This window comes from Sphingomonas rubra (genome assembly GCF_900115745.1).
GTDB classification, from domain to species: Bacteria; Pseudomonadota; Alphaproteobacteria; order Sphingomonadales; family Sphingomonadaceae; genus Sphingomonas; species Sphingomonas rubra.
Genome location: NZ_FOXP01000001.1, coordinates 157,379 through 173,482, shown reverse-complemented (window position 1 = coordinate 173,482; position 16,104 = coordinate 157,379). Strand labels below are relative to the sequence as shown.

Annotated in this window: 17 protein-coding genes; 12 read left to right on the top strand and 5 right to left on the bottom strand. The window is 70.4% G+C overall.

The genetic code is table 11. From position 1 onward, the window contains the following. Positions 1 to 33: 33 nt before the first annotated feature. Complete coding sequence (locus tag BM145_RS00900; protein WP_093330116.1) at positions 34 to 1,236, top strand: acetyl-CoA C-acyltransferase; 1,203 nt, start codon at positions 34 to 36, stop codon at positions 1,234 to 1,236. 152 nt (positions 1,237 to 1,388) lie between these two features. Here BM145_RS00900 and BM145_RS00895 read toward each other — a convergent pair whose 3' ends face one another. Then, positions 1,389 to 1,802 (bottom strand): hypothetical protein, encoded by a 414-nt coding sequence (locus BM145_RS00895; RefSeq protein WP_143090070.1) that lies wholly within the window; start codon positions 1,800 to 1,802, stop codon positions 1,389 to 1,391. Between the two features lie 20 nt (positions 1,803 to 1,822). Next, positions 1,823 to 2,308, bottom strand: a complete 486-nt coding sequence (locus tag BM145_RS00890) for an SH3 domain-containing protein (protein WP_093330110.1) — start codon at positions 2,306 to 2,308, stop codon at positions 1,823 to 1,825. Between the two features lie 112 nt (positions 2,309 to 2,420). On the opposite strand from BM145_RS00890, the gene BM145_RS00885 reads away from it, so the two are divergent. After that, complete coding sequence (locus BM145_RS00885) at positions 2,421 to 3,434, top strand: 2-hydroxyacid dehydrogenase (RefSeq protein ID WP_093330108.1); 1,014 nt, start codon at positions 2,421 to 2,423, stop codon at positions 3,432 to 3,434. A gap of 85 nt (positions 3,435 to 3,519) precedes the next feature. Continuing rightward, positions 3,520 to 3,711: a hypothetical protein gene (locus BM145_RS00880; RefSeq protein ID WP_245738986.1), complete on the top strand. Its 192-nt coding sequence runs from the start codon at positions 3,520 to 3,522 to the stop codon at positions 3,709 to 3,711. Between the two features lie 40 nt (positions 3,712 to 3,751). Here BM145_RS00880 and BM145_RS00875 read toward each other — a convergent pair whose 3' ends face one another. Further along, the gene (locus tag BM145_RS00875) at positions 3,752 to 5,155 is read right to left on the bottom strand and encodes an NAD(P)H-dependent flavin oxidoreductase (protein ID WP_093330795.1); all 1,404 of its coding nucleotides are present in this window, start codon (positions 5,153 to 5,155) and stop codon (positions 3,752 to 3,754) included. Between the two features lie 73 nt (positions 5,156 to 5,228). After that, positions 5,229 to 6,371: a glycosyltransferase gene (locus BM145_RS00870; protein WP_093330105.1), complete on the bottom strand. Its 1,143-nt coding sequence runs from the start codon at positions 6,369 to 6,371 to the stop codon at positions 5,229 to 5,231. Between the two features lie 106 nt (positions 6,372 to 6,477). On the opposite strand from BM145_RS00870, the gene BM145_RS00865 reads away from it, so the two are divergent. After that, positions 6,478 to 6,729 carry a hypothetical protein gene (locus tag BM145_RS00865; protein WP_245738985.1) on the top strand — a complete coding sequence of 84 codons (252 nt, stop codon included), beginning with the start codon at positions 6,478 to 6,480 and terminating at the stop codon, positions 6,727 to 6,729. A gap of 43 nt (positions 6,730 to 6,772) precedes the next feature. On the opposite strand, the gene BM145_RS00860 is transcribed toward BM145_RS00865, so the two are convergent. After that, a complete protein-coding gene (locus BM145_RS00860) occupies positions 6,773 to 7,891 on the bottom strand; it encodes a glycoside hydrolase family 130 protein (RefSeq protein ID WP_093330103.1) in 1,119 nt (372 codons plus the stop codon). Between the two features lie 146 nt (positions 7,892 to 8,037). Between BM145_RS00860 and BM145_RS00855 the strand changes: the two genes are divergently transcribed. The 8 genes from BM145_RS00855 to BM145_RS00820 all read left to right on the top strand — a co-directional run bounded on the left by BM145_RS00855 (position 8,038) and on the right by BM145_RS00820 (position 15,837). Continuing rightward, positions 8,038 to 9,393 (top strand): protein adenylyltransferase SelO family protein, encoded by a 1,356-nt coding sequence (locus BM145_RS00855; protein WP_093330102.1) that lies wholly within the window; start codon positions 8,038 to 8,040, stop codon positions 9,391 to 9,393. A gap of 124 nt (positions 9,394 to 9,517) precedes the next feature. Beyond that, positions 9,518 to 10,927 (top strand): succinylglutamate-semialdehyde dehydrogenase, encoded by a 1,410-nt coding sequence (gene astD / locus BM145_RS00850; protein ID WP_425441068.1) that lies wholly within the window; start codon positions 9,518 to 9,520, stop codon positions 10,925 to 10,927. Positions 10,928 to 10,990: 63 nt separating this feature from the next. After that, the gene (locus BM145_RS00845) at positions 10,991 to 11,674 is read left to right on the top strand and encodes a DUF2490 domain-containing protein (RefSeq protein WP_093330099.1); all 684 of its coding nucleotides are present in this window, start codon (positions 10,991 to 10,993) and stop codon (positions 11,672 to 11,674) included. Positions 11,675 to 11,758: 84 nt separating this feature from the next. Next, positions 11,759 to 12,556 carry a uroporphyrinogen-III C-methyltransferase gene (gene cobA, locus BM145_RS00840; RefSeq protein WP_093330096.1) on the top strand — a complete coding sequence of 266 codons (798 nt, stop codon included), beginning with the start codon at positions 11,759 to 11,761 and terminating at the stop codon, positions 12,554 to 12,556. Then, entirely contained in the window at positions 12,553 to 12,849 is a 297-nt protein-coding gene (locus tag BM145_RS00835) for a DUF2849 domain-containing protein (protein ID WP_093330093.1), read from the top strand. The genes cobA and BM145_RS00835 overlap by 4 nt, the downstream gene beginning before the upstream one ends. A gap of 154 nt (positions 12,850 to 13,003) precedes the next feature. Then, complete coding sequence (locus BM145_RS00830; protein WP_093330090.1) at positions 13,004 to 14,629, top strand: nitrite/sulfite reductase; 1,626 nt, start codon at positions 13,004 to 13,006, stop codon at positions 14,627 to 14,629. After that, positions 14,622 to 15,092 (top strand): DUF934 domain-containing protein, encoded by a 471-nt coding sequence (locus tag BM145_RS00825; RefSeq protein WP_093330088.1) that lies wholly within the window; start codon positions 14,622 to 14,624, stop codon positions 15,090 to 15,092. The genes BM145_RS00830 and BM145_RS00825 overlap by 8 nt, the downstream gene beginning before the upstream one ends. Next, positions 15,085 to 15,837 carry a phosphoadenylyl-sulfate reductase gene (locus BM145_RS00820; protein WP_093330085.1) on the top strand — a complete coding sequence of 251 codons (753 nt, stop codon included), beginning with the start codon at positions 15,085 to 15,087 and terminating at the stop codon, positions 15,835 to 15,837. The genes BM145_RS00825 and BM145_RS00820 overlap by 8 nt, the downstream gene beginning before the upstream one ends. The last annotated feature ends 267 nt before the right edge of the window (positions 15,838 to 16,104 follow it).

Genomic DNA, 16,104 nt, shown 5'->3' with positions numbered 1-16,104 from the left:
TGCATTGCAGCAAGCCAACCGGAGAGGACTATCATGGCCACCGCCCCCGCCGATCGCGATCCCGTCGTCATCCTGTCCTACGCGCGCACGCCGATGGGCTCGTTCCAGGGCGCGCTCGCCGGCGTCAGCGCGACCGAACTCGGTGCCGCCGCGGTAAAGGGCGCGGTGGAGCGCGCCGGCGTCAACGCGCAGGACGTGGAGCGGATCTACATGGGCAACGTCCTCTCCGCCGGCCTCGGCCAGGCGCCCGCGCGCCAGGCGGCGATCGGCGCCGGCCTCGGCACGCACGTCGAGGCAACGACGCTCAACAAGATGTGCGGATCGGGCATGCAGGCCGCGATCATGGCGTCGGACGCGCTGGTCGCCGGCTCGGCCGACCTCGTCGTCGCGGGCGGCATGGAGAGCATGACGGGCGCACCCTACCTCTCCAAGAAGCACCGCGCCGGCGCGCGCATCGGCCACGACACCGTCTACGACCACATGATGCTCGACGGGCTGGAAGACGCCTACGAGCCCGGCCGCGCGATGGGTACCTTCGCCGAGGACATCGCCCGCGAATATCAGTTCACGCGCAGCGCGATGGACGACTACGCCATCCAGTCGCTCACTCGGGCGCAGGGCGCGCAGAAGGATGGCTCGTTCGAGCGCGAGATCGTGCCCGTCGAGGTCTCGACCCGCAAGGGCACCGTGACGGTGTCGCAGGACGAGCAGCCCGCCAAGGGCGACGTCGCCAAGATCCCGACGCTGAAGGCCGCCTTTGCCAAGGACGGCGCGATCACCGCCGCCAATTCCTCCTCCATCTCCGACGGCGCCGCCGCGCTGGTGATGACGCGCCAGTCGGTCGCGGACCGCCTCGGCCTCAAGCCGATCGCCCGTGTCGTCAGCCACGCCGCCCACGCGCACGAGCCGGAGCGTTTCACCACCGCCCCCGTGTCGGCGATCCGCAAGGCGCTCGACAAGGCCGGCTGGTCGGTCGGTGACGTCGACCTGTTCGAGGTCAACGAGGCGTTCGCGGTGGTGGCGATGATCGCGATGCGCGACCTCGACATCCCGCACGACAAGATCAACGTCCATGGCGGCGCCTGCGCCCTCGGCCACCCGATCGGCGCCAGCGGCACCCGCGTCCTCGCCACGCTGTTGTCCGCCCTGGAGGGCGCCGGAAAGAAGCGCGGTCTCGCGAGCCTCTGCATCGGCGGCGGCGAGGCCACGGCCATGGCCGTCGAACTGGTCGACTGATCTTCCCGTCATGCCGGGCCCGTCTCGGCATCCAGGGTCAAGCAGCGCCACGTCTGCAACCCTGGATGCCGCGACCAGCCCGGCATGACGATGATGGCAGCGGTTCAGCCCAGCACGGCGAGCCGCTCCACATCCTTAGTCCGGATCGACATTCAACGCTCCGCCTCATCATCCACCCCGGCGAAGGCCGGGGTCCAGCTGGGAGACGCGAACGGTAGGTCGTCGCACCTCTTCCACGACCTTCCCGACTGGACCCCGGCCTTGGCCGGGGTGGAAAAACGCCGAATGTCGATCCGTACTAGCCCGACCGCGAACCCCGCCATGAACTCCACCGTGAGCGGCGTTCCGTTCCACACGAAGAACAGCGTCGACCGGAACAGCGGATGTTCGCCACCCGGTCCGACTACGATCCCGAGCGCCGCAGCGATCAGCCCCGCGTCGGCGACCGACAACAAGATGTCGACGTCACCGACCGCCGTCGTTCCGCCGTGCAGCACCACCGCTGCGCTCCCGATCACCCACCACGGCTCGCGCGCCGCGGCCATGAGGTCCGCGACTCTCGCCAACGTGTCGGCAAGATCGGGCGTCAGGGCAGCACCTCGCCCGCGCTCACGCCCCACAGCCCGCCGATCTCCACGTACCCGGCCTGCCCCTTCACGTCGAACCGGCACCAGCCGTTCGCGCACCGGCTCAGCCGTCCCACCACGCCCGGCGCCGCCCGCCAGGCCAGCCCCGCGCGCGGCGACGGTTGCTCGCGCAGCGCGATCGGCTCGGCCGCGCGGACGATGGCGGTGCGCGTTTCGCGCAGCAGATTGGCCTGCATCCACCCCTCCGTACCGTCCGGGTCCTGCACCTTGCGCCATTCCTTGAACACCTGGACGACCCGCACCGGCAGGTCGGCGCGCTGGTACAGCCAGCTCGCCGGATAGGTGCGCGCCGGGCCCGTCCGCATCCGTGCGCGCCCCGCGCCGATCGACGCCCAATACGGCACCGCCCGCTTCGTCTGCGCCGCCACGTCGGCGGCGACCGCGCCGGCGGCAGCGACGGCGAGTGCGATGATGGCGATACGCATGGACCAACCCCTTTTCCGCCGCCGCAATCTCACGAACCCGACTCGCGATCAACGCCGCGGACGCGCGTGCCGAGCGTTGACGCTTCCGCCCGCCTCCGCCAAGCCACGCGTCATGGCAGCCCCGTCCCCAGCGCCCCGCCCCCGCGTCGCCCGCCCCCGCGTGGTCGTCACGCGCGAGCTGCCGGACCGGATCATGGAGCGGATGGCGGCGCTCTTCGACACTGAGCTCCACACCGGCGACACCAAGCTGTCCCCGGACGAACTGCGCGCCGCCGTCGCCGACTGCGACGTGCTCGTCCCCACCGTCACCGACGCCATCGACGCCGACCTGATCGCGGCCGCCGGCTCGCGCCTGAAGCTCCTCGCCAATTTCGGCGCCGGCGTGAACCATATCGACCTGCCCGCCGCCCGCGCGCGCGGCATCGTCGTCACCAACACCCCCGGCGTCCTGACCGAGGACACCGCCGACATGACGATGGCGCTGATCGTCTCCGTCCCCCGCCGCCTGGCGGAGGGCGAGAAGCTCGTGCGCTCGGGCGAGTGGCACGGCTGGAGCCCCGGCGGGATGCTCGGCCACCGGATCGGCGGCAAGACGCTCGGCATCGTCGGCATGGGCCGCATCGGCCAGGCGGTAGCGATGCGCGCGCGCGCCTTCGGCCTCGCCATCCGCTACCACAACCGCCGCCGCCTGCCCGCGTTGCTGGAGGCGCAGCTCGGCGCCACCTTCCACGCCGATCTTGACGAGATGCTGGGCGTGGCCGACATCGTCACCATCCATACGCCGCTCAACGCCGACAGCCGCGACCTCCTCGACCGCCGCCGCCTCGGCCTTCTCCGCCCGCACGCCTTCCTCATCAACGCCAGCCGCGGCGGCATCGTCGACGAGGAGGCGCTGGTCGACGCGCTGGAGGCCGGCCGCCTCGCCGGCGCCGGCCTCGATGTGTGGGAACACGAGCCGCGCATCGATCCGCGCCTGCTGGCGCTTCCCAACGTCGTGATGACCCCGCACATGGGCTCCGCCACCTACGAGGGCCGTGTCGCGTCCGGCGAGAAGGTCATCGCCAACATCCGCGCCTGGGCCGACGGCCACCGCCCACCCGACCAGGTACTGGAGGGATGGGCATAAGCGTTACGCGGGTGAAATAGTGGGAACGATCACTCCCACATGATCTTTACAGCGGCATCCCCCGAAGCAAACAGGAGTGCCCCCCTTGAACAAGATCATGTTGTCCGCCGCCCTCGTCGCCGCCGCCGCGTTGATGTCCGCCTGCTCCACGCTGCGCGGCGCCGCGATCGGCGGTGCGGGTGGCGCCGGCATCGCCGCCGCGACCGGCGGCAGCGTCGAAAAGGGCGCGGCGGTCGGCGGCACCGCGGGCGCGGTCGCCGGCACGGTCCTCGATTGATCCTGTTACGGGAGCGGGCAACGGTCCGCTCCCGATCACCTCAATCCCCGGTCAGGATGCGGTCCACCAACTGCTTCACCGTCGGCACGAAGCCGTTCGAGTAGAACGGATCGCGCTTGAAATTATACGCCGCATGCCCCGCGAACATCAGATTCTGCTCGGTGTCGCCGCCGTGCGCGATGTCCTGCAACGTCTTCTGGATGCAGAACGAGCGTGGGTCGGCCAGCCGCCCGGTCGAGTTGGTCTCGGTATCCGCCCAGCTGGAAAACAGGCACTGCGACAGGCAGCCCATGCAATCCGCCTGGTCCTTGCGGATCTCCGCCTTCTCGCCCGGCGACACGAACACCAGCGTGTTATCGGGCGTCTTCAGCGCGTCGGTGAAGCCGTGGCCGAACCACTCGCGCGCGCGCAGCAGGTCGCCGCGCGTCACCCAGAAATTCTTGCCCTTCACGCCGACGTCCAGCTGGAACACGTGGTCGCCCGCTTCCTGCGTGGAAAAGGCGATCTGCCGGTCCGACCGCGCCTCCAGCGCGCGCAGGAACGGATTGCGCACCGCCGAGGAGTAGAAGCCGGTCGGCGAGAAGCGATGCAGCAGCACCTCGCCCTCCTCGATCTCCATCAGCCGGTTCTTCCAATCGTCCGGGATCGGGCTCTCGCGCGTCAGCAGCGGCCGGGTGCCGTACTGGAACATGATCGCGCCGAGCTCGGGATTGTCGATCCAGTCGTTCCAGTCGCGCAGGTACCAGACGCCGCCGGCCATCACGATCGGCGTGGTGTCGGGGATGCCCCCCTCGCGCATCGTCTCGCGCAGCGCCTTGACGCGCGGGAACGGGTCCTCCGGCTTCAGCGGGTCCTCGGCGTTCGACAGCCCGTTATGTCCGCCCGCCAGCCACGGGTCCTCGTAGACGACCGCGCCCAGCAGGTCGGCCACCTTGGAATAGGCGCGCTTCCACAACGCCCGGAACGCGCGGCCGGACGACACGATCGGCAGGTAGTTGACGTTGTACGACGCCGCGATCTCCGACAGCTTGTACGGCATGCCCGCGCCGCAGGTCACGCCGGCGACCAGTCCGCGGGTCCGCTCCAGCACGCCTTGCAGCACGCGCTGCGCGCCGCCCATCTCCCACAGCACGTTGATGTTGATCGCGCCCCTGCCGCCGGCGATGTCCCAGGCGCGCTGCACCTGTTGGACCGCGCCGTCGATCGCGTACTGGATCAGCTCCTCGTGGCGCGCGCGCCGGGTCAGCTCTCGGTAGATCTGCGGAATGATCTTGCCGTCGGGGTCGTAGCTGTCGGCATTGACCGCCGACACCGTGCCGATGCCGCCCGCCGCCGCCCAGGCACCCGCCGATGCGTGGTTGGTCGCGGCGACGCCCTTGCCGCCCTCCACCAGCGGCCACACCTCGCGGCCGGCGTACATGACGGGGGAGAGACCTTTGAACACGGACGTGCACACCTTTCGGAACTATCTACGCCCCCTATAGCGAAAGGATGCACCCGTGCGAGCGAAAGGTGGATTAGCCCGCCCGCAGCACGCCCGGTCGCCCCATCGCCTCCTCGTAGAGTGCGGCGTAGCGCGCCACCATGGTCGCCTCGTCATACTCCGCGACCGCCTTGGCCCGGTTGGCCGCGCCGACCTGCGCGCGCACCTCCGGATGGCTGACCAGCGCCTGCATCACGTCGCGCAGCCGCACCTCGGTCGGCCATTCGGCGACGAAGGGCGCGTTCTCGGCCGACACCATGCGCCGGACGTCGCCGACCGGCAGGCTCGCGACCGGCAGCCCCGCCGCCATCGCCTCCACCACCGATACCGGGAACTGCTCGCTCTTCGAGGACAGGGCGAGGAGGTCGAACGCGCGCAGGAACTGGTACGGCCGCGGCAGCGCGCCCGGCATCACCAGCCGGTCGGCGATCCCCATTGCCTGTGCCGCTCGGCCGATCGCCTCGCGCTCCGGCCCGTCGCCGACGATCACCAGGCGGAACTTGCCCGACAGCCCACCCGCCGCACGCACCAGTGCCGCCAGGTCCTTGGCCGGGGTGAGCGCCGCCACCGCGCCGATCACCACCTCGCCCTCGCGCCGCTCGAAACCGGGGATCGCCCCCTTCTTCGGCTGCGCCGTGTACAGGTCGGTGCGGATGCCGCTCGCGATCCGCCTCACCCGCGTCCGCGACTGCTTCCACGCCTGGAGCGCGATCGCCTCCAACGTCTCGGACGGGACGGCCAGCGCGTGCGCGGCGCCCAGGGCGAAGCGGCGGTACAGGTTGCGTTCCAGCTTCAGCCCGGCCGCCTCCTCCCCGGTAAAGCCGTCCTCGTGATGCACCAGCGGCGGCGCATCCTTCCCAAATACGCGCCGCGCCATCACCCCGTCGATCGCACCCCAATTATACGTCAGCACCAGGTCGAACCCACGCATCGCCCGCGCGATCGCCTCGTACCGCGCGACCGAGGGCTTGCCGGCGAGCGGCGGCGGCACCTGCGCGATCTCGTAATCGATCCCCTTCGCGATCCGCGTCCGCGCGCCCAAGGCCTCCGGCGCTCCCGACGCGATCACGTGCCGCGCGCGGTTCCCGAAGGCGTTCATCAGCTGAACCGCCCGCGCCTCCTTGCCGCCCAGGTCGAAGGAGGAGTGAAGGTGGAGAATGCGGATCGGTGCGGCCATCCGGCTCGATTAGCGGTTCGTCGCGCCCGATGCACCCCGTGCCGAACCGCGGAACACCGCCATACGCCCCGCGTTGCCCCGTGAACTACGTAAGGAGTTTTGTTCCATGTCGAAGAAAATGCTGGTCGCCGCCGCGGCCGCCCTGTCGTTCACCGCCACCCCCGTCCTCGCCGCAGCGCAGCCGGCGCCCGCCTCCAAGCTGTCGCTGGCCGGCTCGACCCGCGCCGCCAAGGCGACCGGCCCGTCGGAGAAACTGGAAGGCAACGGCGCGATCATCGCCGCCGTGCTCGCCGCCGGCGTCGTGGCGGGCGGCATCATCGCCATCGCCAACGACGACGACGATTCGGACAGCAACTGACCGGCGCGGGTGGTCGTCCCCGGCGACGGCCACCCCTCGGCCCTCAGGCGAACCGCGCCTTGGGCACGTGCGTGATCCGGCACGCCAAATCCGCCTCGCCGCTCGCCACCACGTAATGGTCGCCCGCGTCGGCGATCCCCGTCGTGAACACCACCCCGTCCAGGTACAGCCGATCGGCCAGCGGCGCGGTCAACGCGGGTGCCGGCTCCAGCAGCGCGGCATGATCGGTCCGCACCGTCACCGACGGGTCGTCGCGGTCGAGGATCGACCAATAGGTCCGGTACAGGCCGACCACGCCCGACGGCTCCACCCCGTGCCACAGCGTCAGCCAGCCCTGTTCGGTCAGGATAGGCGGCGCGCCCCCGCCCATCCGCGCCGTCGACACCGTCGCCGCGTGCGGGCGGATGCCGGGCCGGTCGCACGGCTTCCAGTGCAGCGCGTCGGGAGAGCTCGCCAGATTGATCGACGGTCCGCTGCGCCACTCGCTGCCTGGCGGATAGGCGAAGTACAGGTCGCCCAGCGGCCGCGTCTGCGCCCAATACCGGCCGCCGACCAGCCCCTCGAAGATCAGCATGTCCTTGTTCTGGTGATCGAGCACGATCCCCTCCAGCGTCCACGCCACCGCGTCGTCGCTGGAATAGAGCGTCGTGCAGTGCCGCTCCGGACTGACGGAACAGGTCGTCATCAACCAGCGGCCCCCGACCCGGCTGATCCGCGCGTCCTCCACGCCGTAGCATTGGTACGACGCCGCCGGCGCGATCGCCCGGTCGTAATGGACCGCGACCACCGTCCGTCCGTCCGCGTCCAATTCCACCGGCAACAGCCAGGACAGGCTGTTCAGCGCCAGCACCCGCCAGCCGCCCCCGCGCATCAGGAACTTGCGCGGATCGGCCGTGTCGACCAGCCCCAGCGGCCAGGCGTCGAGCAGATAGGCGCTGTCGGCCCAGCGGATCGCGTGGATGTGCCCGTCGCGGATCGGCTGCTTCAACGCCTCGGCGACGCGCACCATCAGCAGCAGATGGCCGTTCGCCAGCCGCGTCATCCCCGGATTGAACGCGCCGAGCACGTACGTCTCCGCATCGATCTTCCCCGCCAACGGCGACCGCGACAGGTCCACGTCCGCGGGCCCGAACACCAGCGCGTCGAAGGGGAAATCGGTCATCGTCTATGCTCCCGCTGATCGGCAGGACGACGCGCCGGCCGTTTGCAGGTTCCCCGTCATGCCGGGCTCGTCCCGGCATCCAGGGCCGCGAACGGGGCGCTGCTTGGGCGCTTGCACCCATCCGCCCCCGCTACCCATATCCCCGCATGCCTGTTAGCCCCCATTACCGCCCCGACACCGCCCTCCTGTCGCTCGGCGAGCCCTTCTACGATCCCGTCGTTGCCGCCGACTTCCCGCAGACGATCCTCCGCTACCGCAACGACCGCGCCGCCACGCAGATCGGCCTCGACACCCTCACCGATGCGGAGTGGATCGCCCATCTCGCCCGCTTCACGCCGCTTCCGGACACCCTCCCGCAACCGCTCGCGCTCCGCTATCACGGCCATCAGTTCCGCCACTACAACCCCGACATCGGCGACGGTCGCGGCTTCACCTTCGCGCAACTTCGCGACGGTGCCCGCCGCCTCCTGGACCTCGGCACCAAGGGTTCCGGCACCACCCCGTGGAGCCGCTTCGGCGACGGTCGCCTGACGCTGAAGGGCGGCGTCCGCGAGATCCTCGCCACCGAGATGCTGGAGGCGCTGAACGTCCCCACCAGCCGCACCCTCTCGCTGGTCGAGACCGGCGAGGCGCTCGATCGCGGCGACGAGCCCTCGCCCACCCGCTCCGCTGTCCTGGTCCGCCTCAGCCACGGCCATATCCGCATCGGCACCTTCCAGCGCCTCGCCTGGCACCGCGACGAGAATGCCATGCGTCGCCTCGTCGCCTACGTCCTCGCCAACCTCTACGACGAACCCGGGGACGATCCCGTCCGCCTCCTCGACCTCGTCGTCGCCCGCACCGCCACCCTGGCCGCCCGCTACATGGCGGCGGGGTTCGTCCACGGCGTGCTCAACTCCGACAACATTAACGTCACCGGCGAGAGCTTCGACTACGGCCCCTGGCGCTTCGCCCCCATCTGGGACCCCGGCTTCACCGCGGCATATTTCGACCAGACCGGCCTCTACGCCTACGGGCGCCAGCCGGAGGCGATCGGCTGGGACGTGATGCAACTCGCCTCGTGCCTGCGCCTCATCGCCGACAGCGATCCCCTGGTCGCCGCGCTCGACGGCTTCGCGCCCCGCTTCCAGGCCGCGCTGGCCGAGGCGGTCCCCTGGCGGCTGGGCGTCGTCTCGGTCGACGAGCCCGCCGCCCGCGCCCTCACCCGGGCGGTCGAACGCGCGCTGCTGTCGACGCAGACACCCCTGGACCGCTTCTTCTTCGACGCGTTCGGCGGCACGCTGCCGGACACCTACGGCGACGAGTTCGCCGAGGTCCGCGCGCTTCTCGCCGCCGCCGCCCCACGTCGCGACCGCACCCACGCCTACTGGTCGGGCAATCCCTGCTCCATGCTGATCGACGAAGTGGAAGCGATCTGGTCCCCCATCGCCGAGCACGACGACTGGTCCCCCCTCCACGCCAAGATCACCGCCATCCGCGCCATGGGCGACGCCCTCGCCTGACCGTCATGCCGGGCTCGCCCCGGCATCCAGGGTACGGGCGGCGTCTCATGGGGCTCTGATGTCGGGACGAGTCCGGCATGACGGAGACCTTGCCCACCATCCGACTCCCATTATGAAGATGCGCATGGCCGAACTCGTCACGATCGAACCTGCCACCGGCGTCGAACTCGCCCGACTTCCGATCGGCGACGCCGATACGGAAGTCCAGGTCGCGCGCAGCGGTTGGGCGAACTGGGCCGCCAAGCCGCTCGCCTTTCGCGTGGAGGCGCTGCGCCGCTTCGCCAACATCGTCCGCCAACGGCACGAGCCCTTCGCCGACCTCCTCGCCCGCGAGACCGGCAAGCCCCTGTGGGAAGCCCGCACCGAACTCGACTCGGTCATCGCCAAGGTCGACATCTCCGTCGCCGCCTACGCCGATCGCACCGCGCAGCGCCGCATGGAGGGTGCGATGGGCGCCCGCGTCGCGCTCCGCCACAAGCCGCACGGGGTGCTGGCGGTGCTCGGCCCCTACAACTTCCCGGCGCACCTGCCCAACGGCCACATCGTCCCCGCGCTCCTCGCCGGCAATGCCGTCGTCTTCAAGCCGTCGGAGAAGACGCCCGCCACCGGCGCGATGCTGGTGGAATGCTTCCACGCCGCCGGCGTGCCCGCCGAATGCGTCCGCCTGCTGATCGGCGGCCCGGACGAGGGCCGCGCCCTCGCCGCGCATCCGGGGATCGACGGCCTGCTCTTCACCGGCGCCGCGCGCACCGGCCTGGCGCTCAACCGCCAGTTCGCCGACCATCCGGAGAAGATCCTGGCGCTGGAGATGGGCGGCAACAATCCCATCCTGGTCTGGGATACGCCCGACCTGCACAGCGCCGCAACCCTGGTGATCCAGTCGGCCTTCACCTCCGCGGGCCAGCGCTGCACCGCCGCGCGCCGCCTGATCGTCGAGGACCGCCTGGCCGAGCCGCTGCTCGCCGCGATCGACGCGATCCTCCGCCGCCTGATCGTCGGCGCGCCCCACGACACGCCCGCGCCCTTCATGGGCCCGGTGATCGACAACGACGCCGCCGACCAGCTGACCGAGAACTTCCTCGCGCTGCTGATGCGGGGCGGCCGACCGATCCGTCACCTCGCGCGGCCCGATCCGGCCCGCCCCTTCCTCCTCCCCGCCTTGATCGAGACCACCGGCATGGCCGAGCGCCCCGACGTGGAGCTGTTCGGCCCCATCCTCCAGCTCTTCCGCACCGCCGATTTCGACGAGGCGATCGCCGAGGCGAACAACACCCGTTACGGCCTGTCCGCCAGCCTCGTCAGCCAGACGCCCGCGCTCTACGACCGCTTCTGGGCCAACATCCGCGCCGGCATCGTCAACTGGAACCGCCCCACCAACGGCGCCGCCTCCAACGCGCCCTTCGGCGGCGTCGGCTGGTCCGGCAACCACCGCCCATCGGCCTATTACGCCGCCGATTACTGCGCCTATCCCGTCGTCAGCAGCGAGGCCGACAGCGCCCGCGCCTCCATCGGCATCGGCCTCAGCGACGCCTGAACGATCGCCCGCGCCCACCGGCATCGGTGGCACCGAGGTGACGGTTCGGTTACAGCCGCTGCCATGTTCCCGCGCCTCCTCGCTGCCGCCTGCCTCGCCGCCACCTTCCTCGTCGTCGCCACGCCCGCCGCGGCGCGGACCGAGCATGACCTCTCCTCCTGGACCAACGTCACCGTCCAGGGCCCGGTCGCCGGCGACCTCGTCTTCTTCGCCGAGATCCAGCCGCGCGTGCAGCAGGACGTGTCGCATCTCGACCAGCTGCTCCTGCGCGGCGCGATCGGGTACAAGGTCACCCCGCGCCTGACGCTCTACCAGGGCTATCTTCACGTCGCCGAGCCGCTCCGCGGTCGACGCGACCGCAACGAGGAACGTCCCTTTCAGCAGGCGACCTGGCTCGTTCCCGTTCCCCATGGCGAGCTCCAGAGCCGCACCCGTTTCGAGCAGCGCTTCCGCTCCGACGGCAACGACGTGGCGTTCCGCCTGCGTCAGATGCTCCGCTACGAATTGCCGGCGGGCAAGGGCAAGGCGCGCCCGCTGATCCATGCCGAGGCATTCGTCGCCCTCAACGACGCCGATTGGGGCCCGCGCGCCGGTTTCGACCAGCTCCGCACCTTCGCGGGTGCCGAGGTGCCACTGTTCGGCACCTCGACCGCCGAACTCGGCTACATGAACCAGACCGTCAACCGGACCGGCGGCGCCGTCCTCGTCAACCACATCGCCTCGGTCACGATGTTCGTGCGCCTCTGACGTCGCGGCGCGCCAAAGCTTCCCTACCTCGTCCCCAAGCATCGCTGAATTGCCCCCACCGGGCGGGAGGCGCATCCCGCCGCCATGGCAACGCTTCTCGATCCCTCGGCCCGCGGCCGCGTCATCCTCGTCGGCGCCGGGCCCGGCGATCCCGGCCTCCTCACCGTCCGCGCGGTGGAGGCCCTGCGCGCGGCGGACGTGGTCGTCCATGACGGCCTGATCGACCCCCGCGTGCTCGACCTCGCGCCTGCCGCCGCGCAGCGCATCTCCGTTGCCAAGTCCCGCGCGCGCCACACGCTGCCGCAGGAGGCGATCAACGCCCTGATCGTCGCGCACGTCCGAACCGGCAGCGTCGTGGTGCGGTTGAAGGGCGGCGACCCCTTCATTTTCGGTCGCGGTGGCGAGGAGGTGGAGGCGGTCCGCGCCGCCGGCCTGGCCGTGGAGGTCATCCCCGGCGTCTCCGCCGCCCTCGGCTGCGCGGCGGAGGCGATGCTGCCGCTCACCCACCGCGACCATTCGTCGGCGGTCTCGTTCGTGGCGGGCCAGTGCAAGGGATTGAGCGAGCAGGACTGGTCCGGCCTCGCCGGCCAAGGCCGCACCCTCGTCATCTACATGGGCGTCGCCACCGCGACCGAGATCGCCGACAAGCTGATGGCCGACGGCGTCGCCCCCGACATGCCCGTCGCCGTGCTGGAGAAGGGAACGCTCGCCGGCCACCGCGCGCTCAAGACGCTTCTCGCCGACTTGGGCCCGATGGTCACGCGCGAGGGCGTGCAGAGCCCCGCCATCATCGTCGTCGGCGAGGTCGTCGAACTGTCCGACGCCGAGGACAAGCTCGCCCGCTGGGCCCGCCTCGCCCCCGCCCTGGAGGAGCAGGCGTGAAGCTTCTCACCGGCAACGACCTCGCCACCGGCGACGTCACCTGGTGGACCGGCAGCGGCTGGTCCCGCCACGTCGAGGACGCAGCCGATGTCGGTGCCGACGGCGAGGCCATCGCCCGTGCCGAGGAGGGCGCCCGCCGCGTCAACGTCCCCTACGTCATCGACGCTGCCGCCACCCCCGACGGACCCCGCCCCGCCCACATCAAGGACCGCATCCGCGCCCTGGGACCCACGGTACGACCGGACCTCACCCTCAAACCAGCCGACCCCCAGGCGGGAAGCTGGGTGATATGACGCTCCCCACTGATCCTCCCCGTTCACGGGGAGGGGGACCGCCGCGAAGCGGTGGTGGAGGGGGCTCTCCACGAACGTCCCGCCTCCCGCGACCCCCCTCCACCAGCCTGCGGCTGGTCCCCCTCCCCGTGCTGGGGAGGATCTAGGAAGAACGATGTACCGCTACGACCATTACGACCAGTCGATCGTCGATGCCCGCGTCGACGAGTTCCGCGACCAGGTTACCCGCCGCCTGTCGGGCCAGCTGACCGAGGACCAGTTCAAGCCGATCCGGCTGATGAACGGCCTCTATCTCCAGCTCCACGCCTATATGCTGCGCGTCGCCATCCCCTACGGCACGCTCGACAGCCGCCAGATGCGGATGCTGGGCTCGATCGCGCGCGACCATGATCGCGGCTACGGCCATTTCACCACCCGCCAGAACCTCCAGTTCAACTGGATCAAGCTGGAGGAAACGCCGGACATCCTGGCGAAACTGGCGACGGTCGAGATGCACGCCATCCAGACCTCGGGCAACTGCATCCGCAACATCTCGTCCGACCAGTTCGCCGGCGCCGCTGCCGACGAGGTCGCCGATCCGCGCCCCTGGGCGGAGCTGATCCGCCAATGGTCGACCTTCCACCCCGAATTCAGCTATCTGCCGCGCAAGTTCAAGATCGCCGTCATCGCCGCGGACGAGGATCGCGCCGCCATGCGCCTGCACGACATCGGCATCCAGCTGGTCGAACGGGACGGCCTCCTCGGCGCCCGCATCTACGTCGGCGGCGGCATGGGCCGCACGCCGATGATCGCGCCGCTGATCCGCGATTTCGTCGCCGCCGACGACCTGATGAGCTACCTGGAAGCCGCCTTGCGCGTCTACAACCGCTACGGCCGCCGCGACAACATCTACAAGGCGCGCATCAAGATTCTGGTGCACGAGATCGGCGCCGACGCCTATCGCGCCCAGGTCGAGGAGGAGTTCGCCGCGGTAAAGCAACTCGGCCTCGACCCTCCCGCCGCCGAGCTGGCGCGCATCACCGCGATGTTCGCGGCCCCGCCGTTCGACCCCGCCGCCCCTGCGGAAATCGACCGCACCGACCCCGACTTCGCCCTCTGGCTCGACCAGAACGTCCGCGCCCACAAGGCGCCCGGCTATTCGATCGTCACGATCAGCCTCAAACCCGTCGGCGGCATTCCCGGCGACGCCACCGCCGACCAGATCGACCTCGTCGCCGACCTCGCCGAGCGGCACAGCTTCGACGAACTGCGCGTCACCCACGCGCAGAACCTCGTCCTGCCGCACGTCCGCACGTCCGATCTCCACGCCATCTGGCAGCAGCTCGCCGACGCCGGCCTGGCCGAACCCAATCTCGACCTCGCGACCGACATCATCGCCTGCCCCGGCCTGGACTATTGCAGCCTGGCCAACGCCCGCTCCATCCCCCTCGCCCAGAAATTATCGGAGCGCCTCGCCCCCGTTCAGCACAACCTCGGCGAGCTCAAGATGAAGATCAGCGGCTGCATCAACGCCTGCGGCCACCACCACGCCGGCCATATCGGCATCCTCGGCGTCGATAAGAAAGGGACGGAGAACTACCAGCTCTCCTTCGGCGGCTCGGGGGCGGAGGATGTCAGCCTCGCCAAGATCACCGGCCCCGGCTTCGACGAGGACGGCGTCGTCGACGCGGTGGAACGCGCCACCGACACCTACCGCACCTTGCGCGAACCCGGCGAACGCTTCCTCGACACCTACCGCCGCGTCGGCATGCAACCCTTTAAGGAGGCCATCTATGGCTGATCGCGACCAAAGTGAGATCGGCGGCGAACCCCTGCTCCGCTTCCGCGACGACCAGCCGCACGACGAGCCCGCCGTCACCCTGGACGCGTTCCTCGCCGACCAGACCCCCGAACCTTCCGGCGCGACCGCCGTCCGGCTGGAGGCAGGCGACGACGCGCGCGCCCTCCTCCCGCACCTCGATCGCCTCGCGCTGATCGAGGTGAGCTTCCCCACCTTCCGCGACGGCCGCGGCTATTCCGCCGCGCGCATCCTTCGCGAGGCCGGCTATTCGGGCGAACTCCGCGCGGCCGGCGACGTGCTCGTCGACCAACTCCCCCTCATGCGCCGCTGCGGCTTCGACAGCTTCGCCCCGGAGGCGGAGATCGACGCCGCGACGCTGCGCCGCAGCCTGTCGCGCTACGATTATCGCTACCAGCGCGGCGCCGACCCGATCGCCCCCGTGTGGAAGCTTCGCGGTGGCTGAGCCCGCCCGCGTGCTCGACACCATCGACGCCGGGCCCGCCTTCACCCCCGCCGACGCGATGCGGCTGGAGGCGGGCTTCGTCGGCGTCCCCGCGCCCGCGATGCTGCGCGCCGTGATCGAGCAGCGCATCGGGGGCCGCCTCGCCGCGGTGTCGTCGTTCGGCGCGGAATCGGCGGTGCTCCTCCACATGGTCGCCGCCATCGATCCGGCCCTGCCGGTGATCTTCACCGACACGGGGCAGATGTTCGCCGAGACGCTCGCCTATCGCGACGCCCTGGTCGCGCGCCTCGCCCTCACCGACGTGCGGGTCCACCGCCCCGACCCGCTCCGCCTAGCCCGGCGCGACGCCGCGGGCACACGCTGGTCCTACGACCCCGACGGCTGCTGCGAGATCCGCAAGGTCGAACCCCTCGCCCGCGCGCTGGCCGGCATCGACGCGTGGATCTCCGGCCGCAAGGGTTTCCAATCCGGCACCCGCCGGGCGCTGCCCCGTTTCGAGGAAGACGCCGGCCGCCTCAAGATCAACCCGCTCGCCGACTGGTCGAAGGCCGATCTCGACGCCTGGTTCGCCACCCACGACCTGCCCCGGCACCCGCTGGAGGCAACCGGCTACCCCTCGATCGGCTGCGCCCCCTGCACCTCGCCCGTCATCCCCGGCGAAGACCCCCGCGCCGGCCGCTGGCGAGGGCTCGCCAAAGTCGAATGCGGTATCCACCTGAGTACGGGCAACGAACCCGCGATCTAACCGTCATATACCGACCATGGCCGGCCTGACCTGTCATGCTGAACACAGTCGAGTACAGGTCGCTCTCGGCCCTTTGGCCCCCGGCTCCAGGCAAACGGTTACCCGTTGATGACCTCCCGTCATCTCGATTCACATGATCGTGAACGCGCACCGCTGGCAGGCGCGCGTAAATTCCACCGCGACCAGCAGCGATCGTTCACTCAGCTTTTCGAGACGGCAGCCGACGCTTTAACGAAGTAACGACCGGTGCGTCGTACGCCGGTGCAA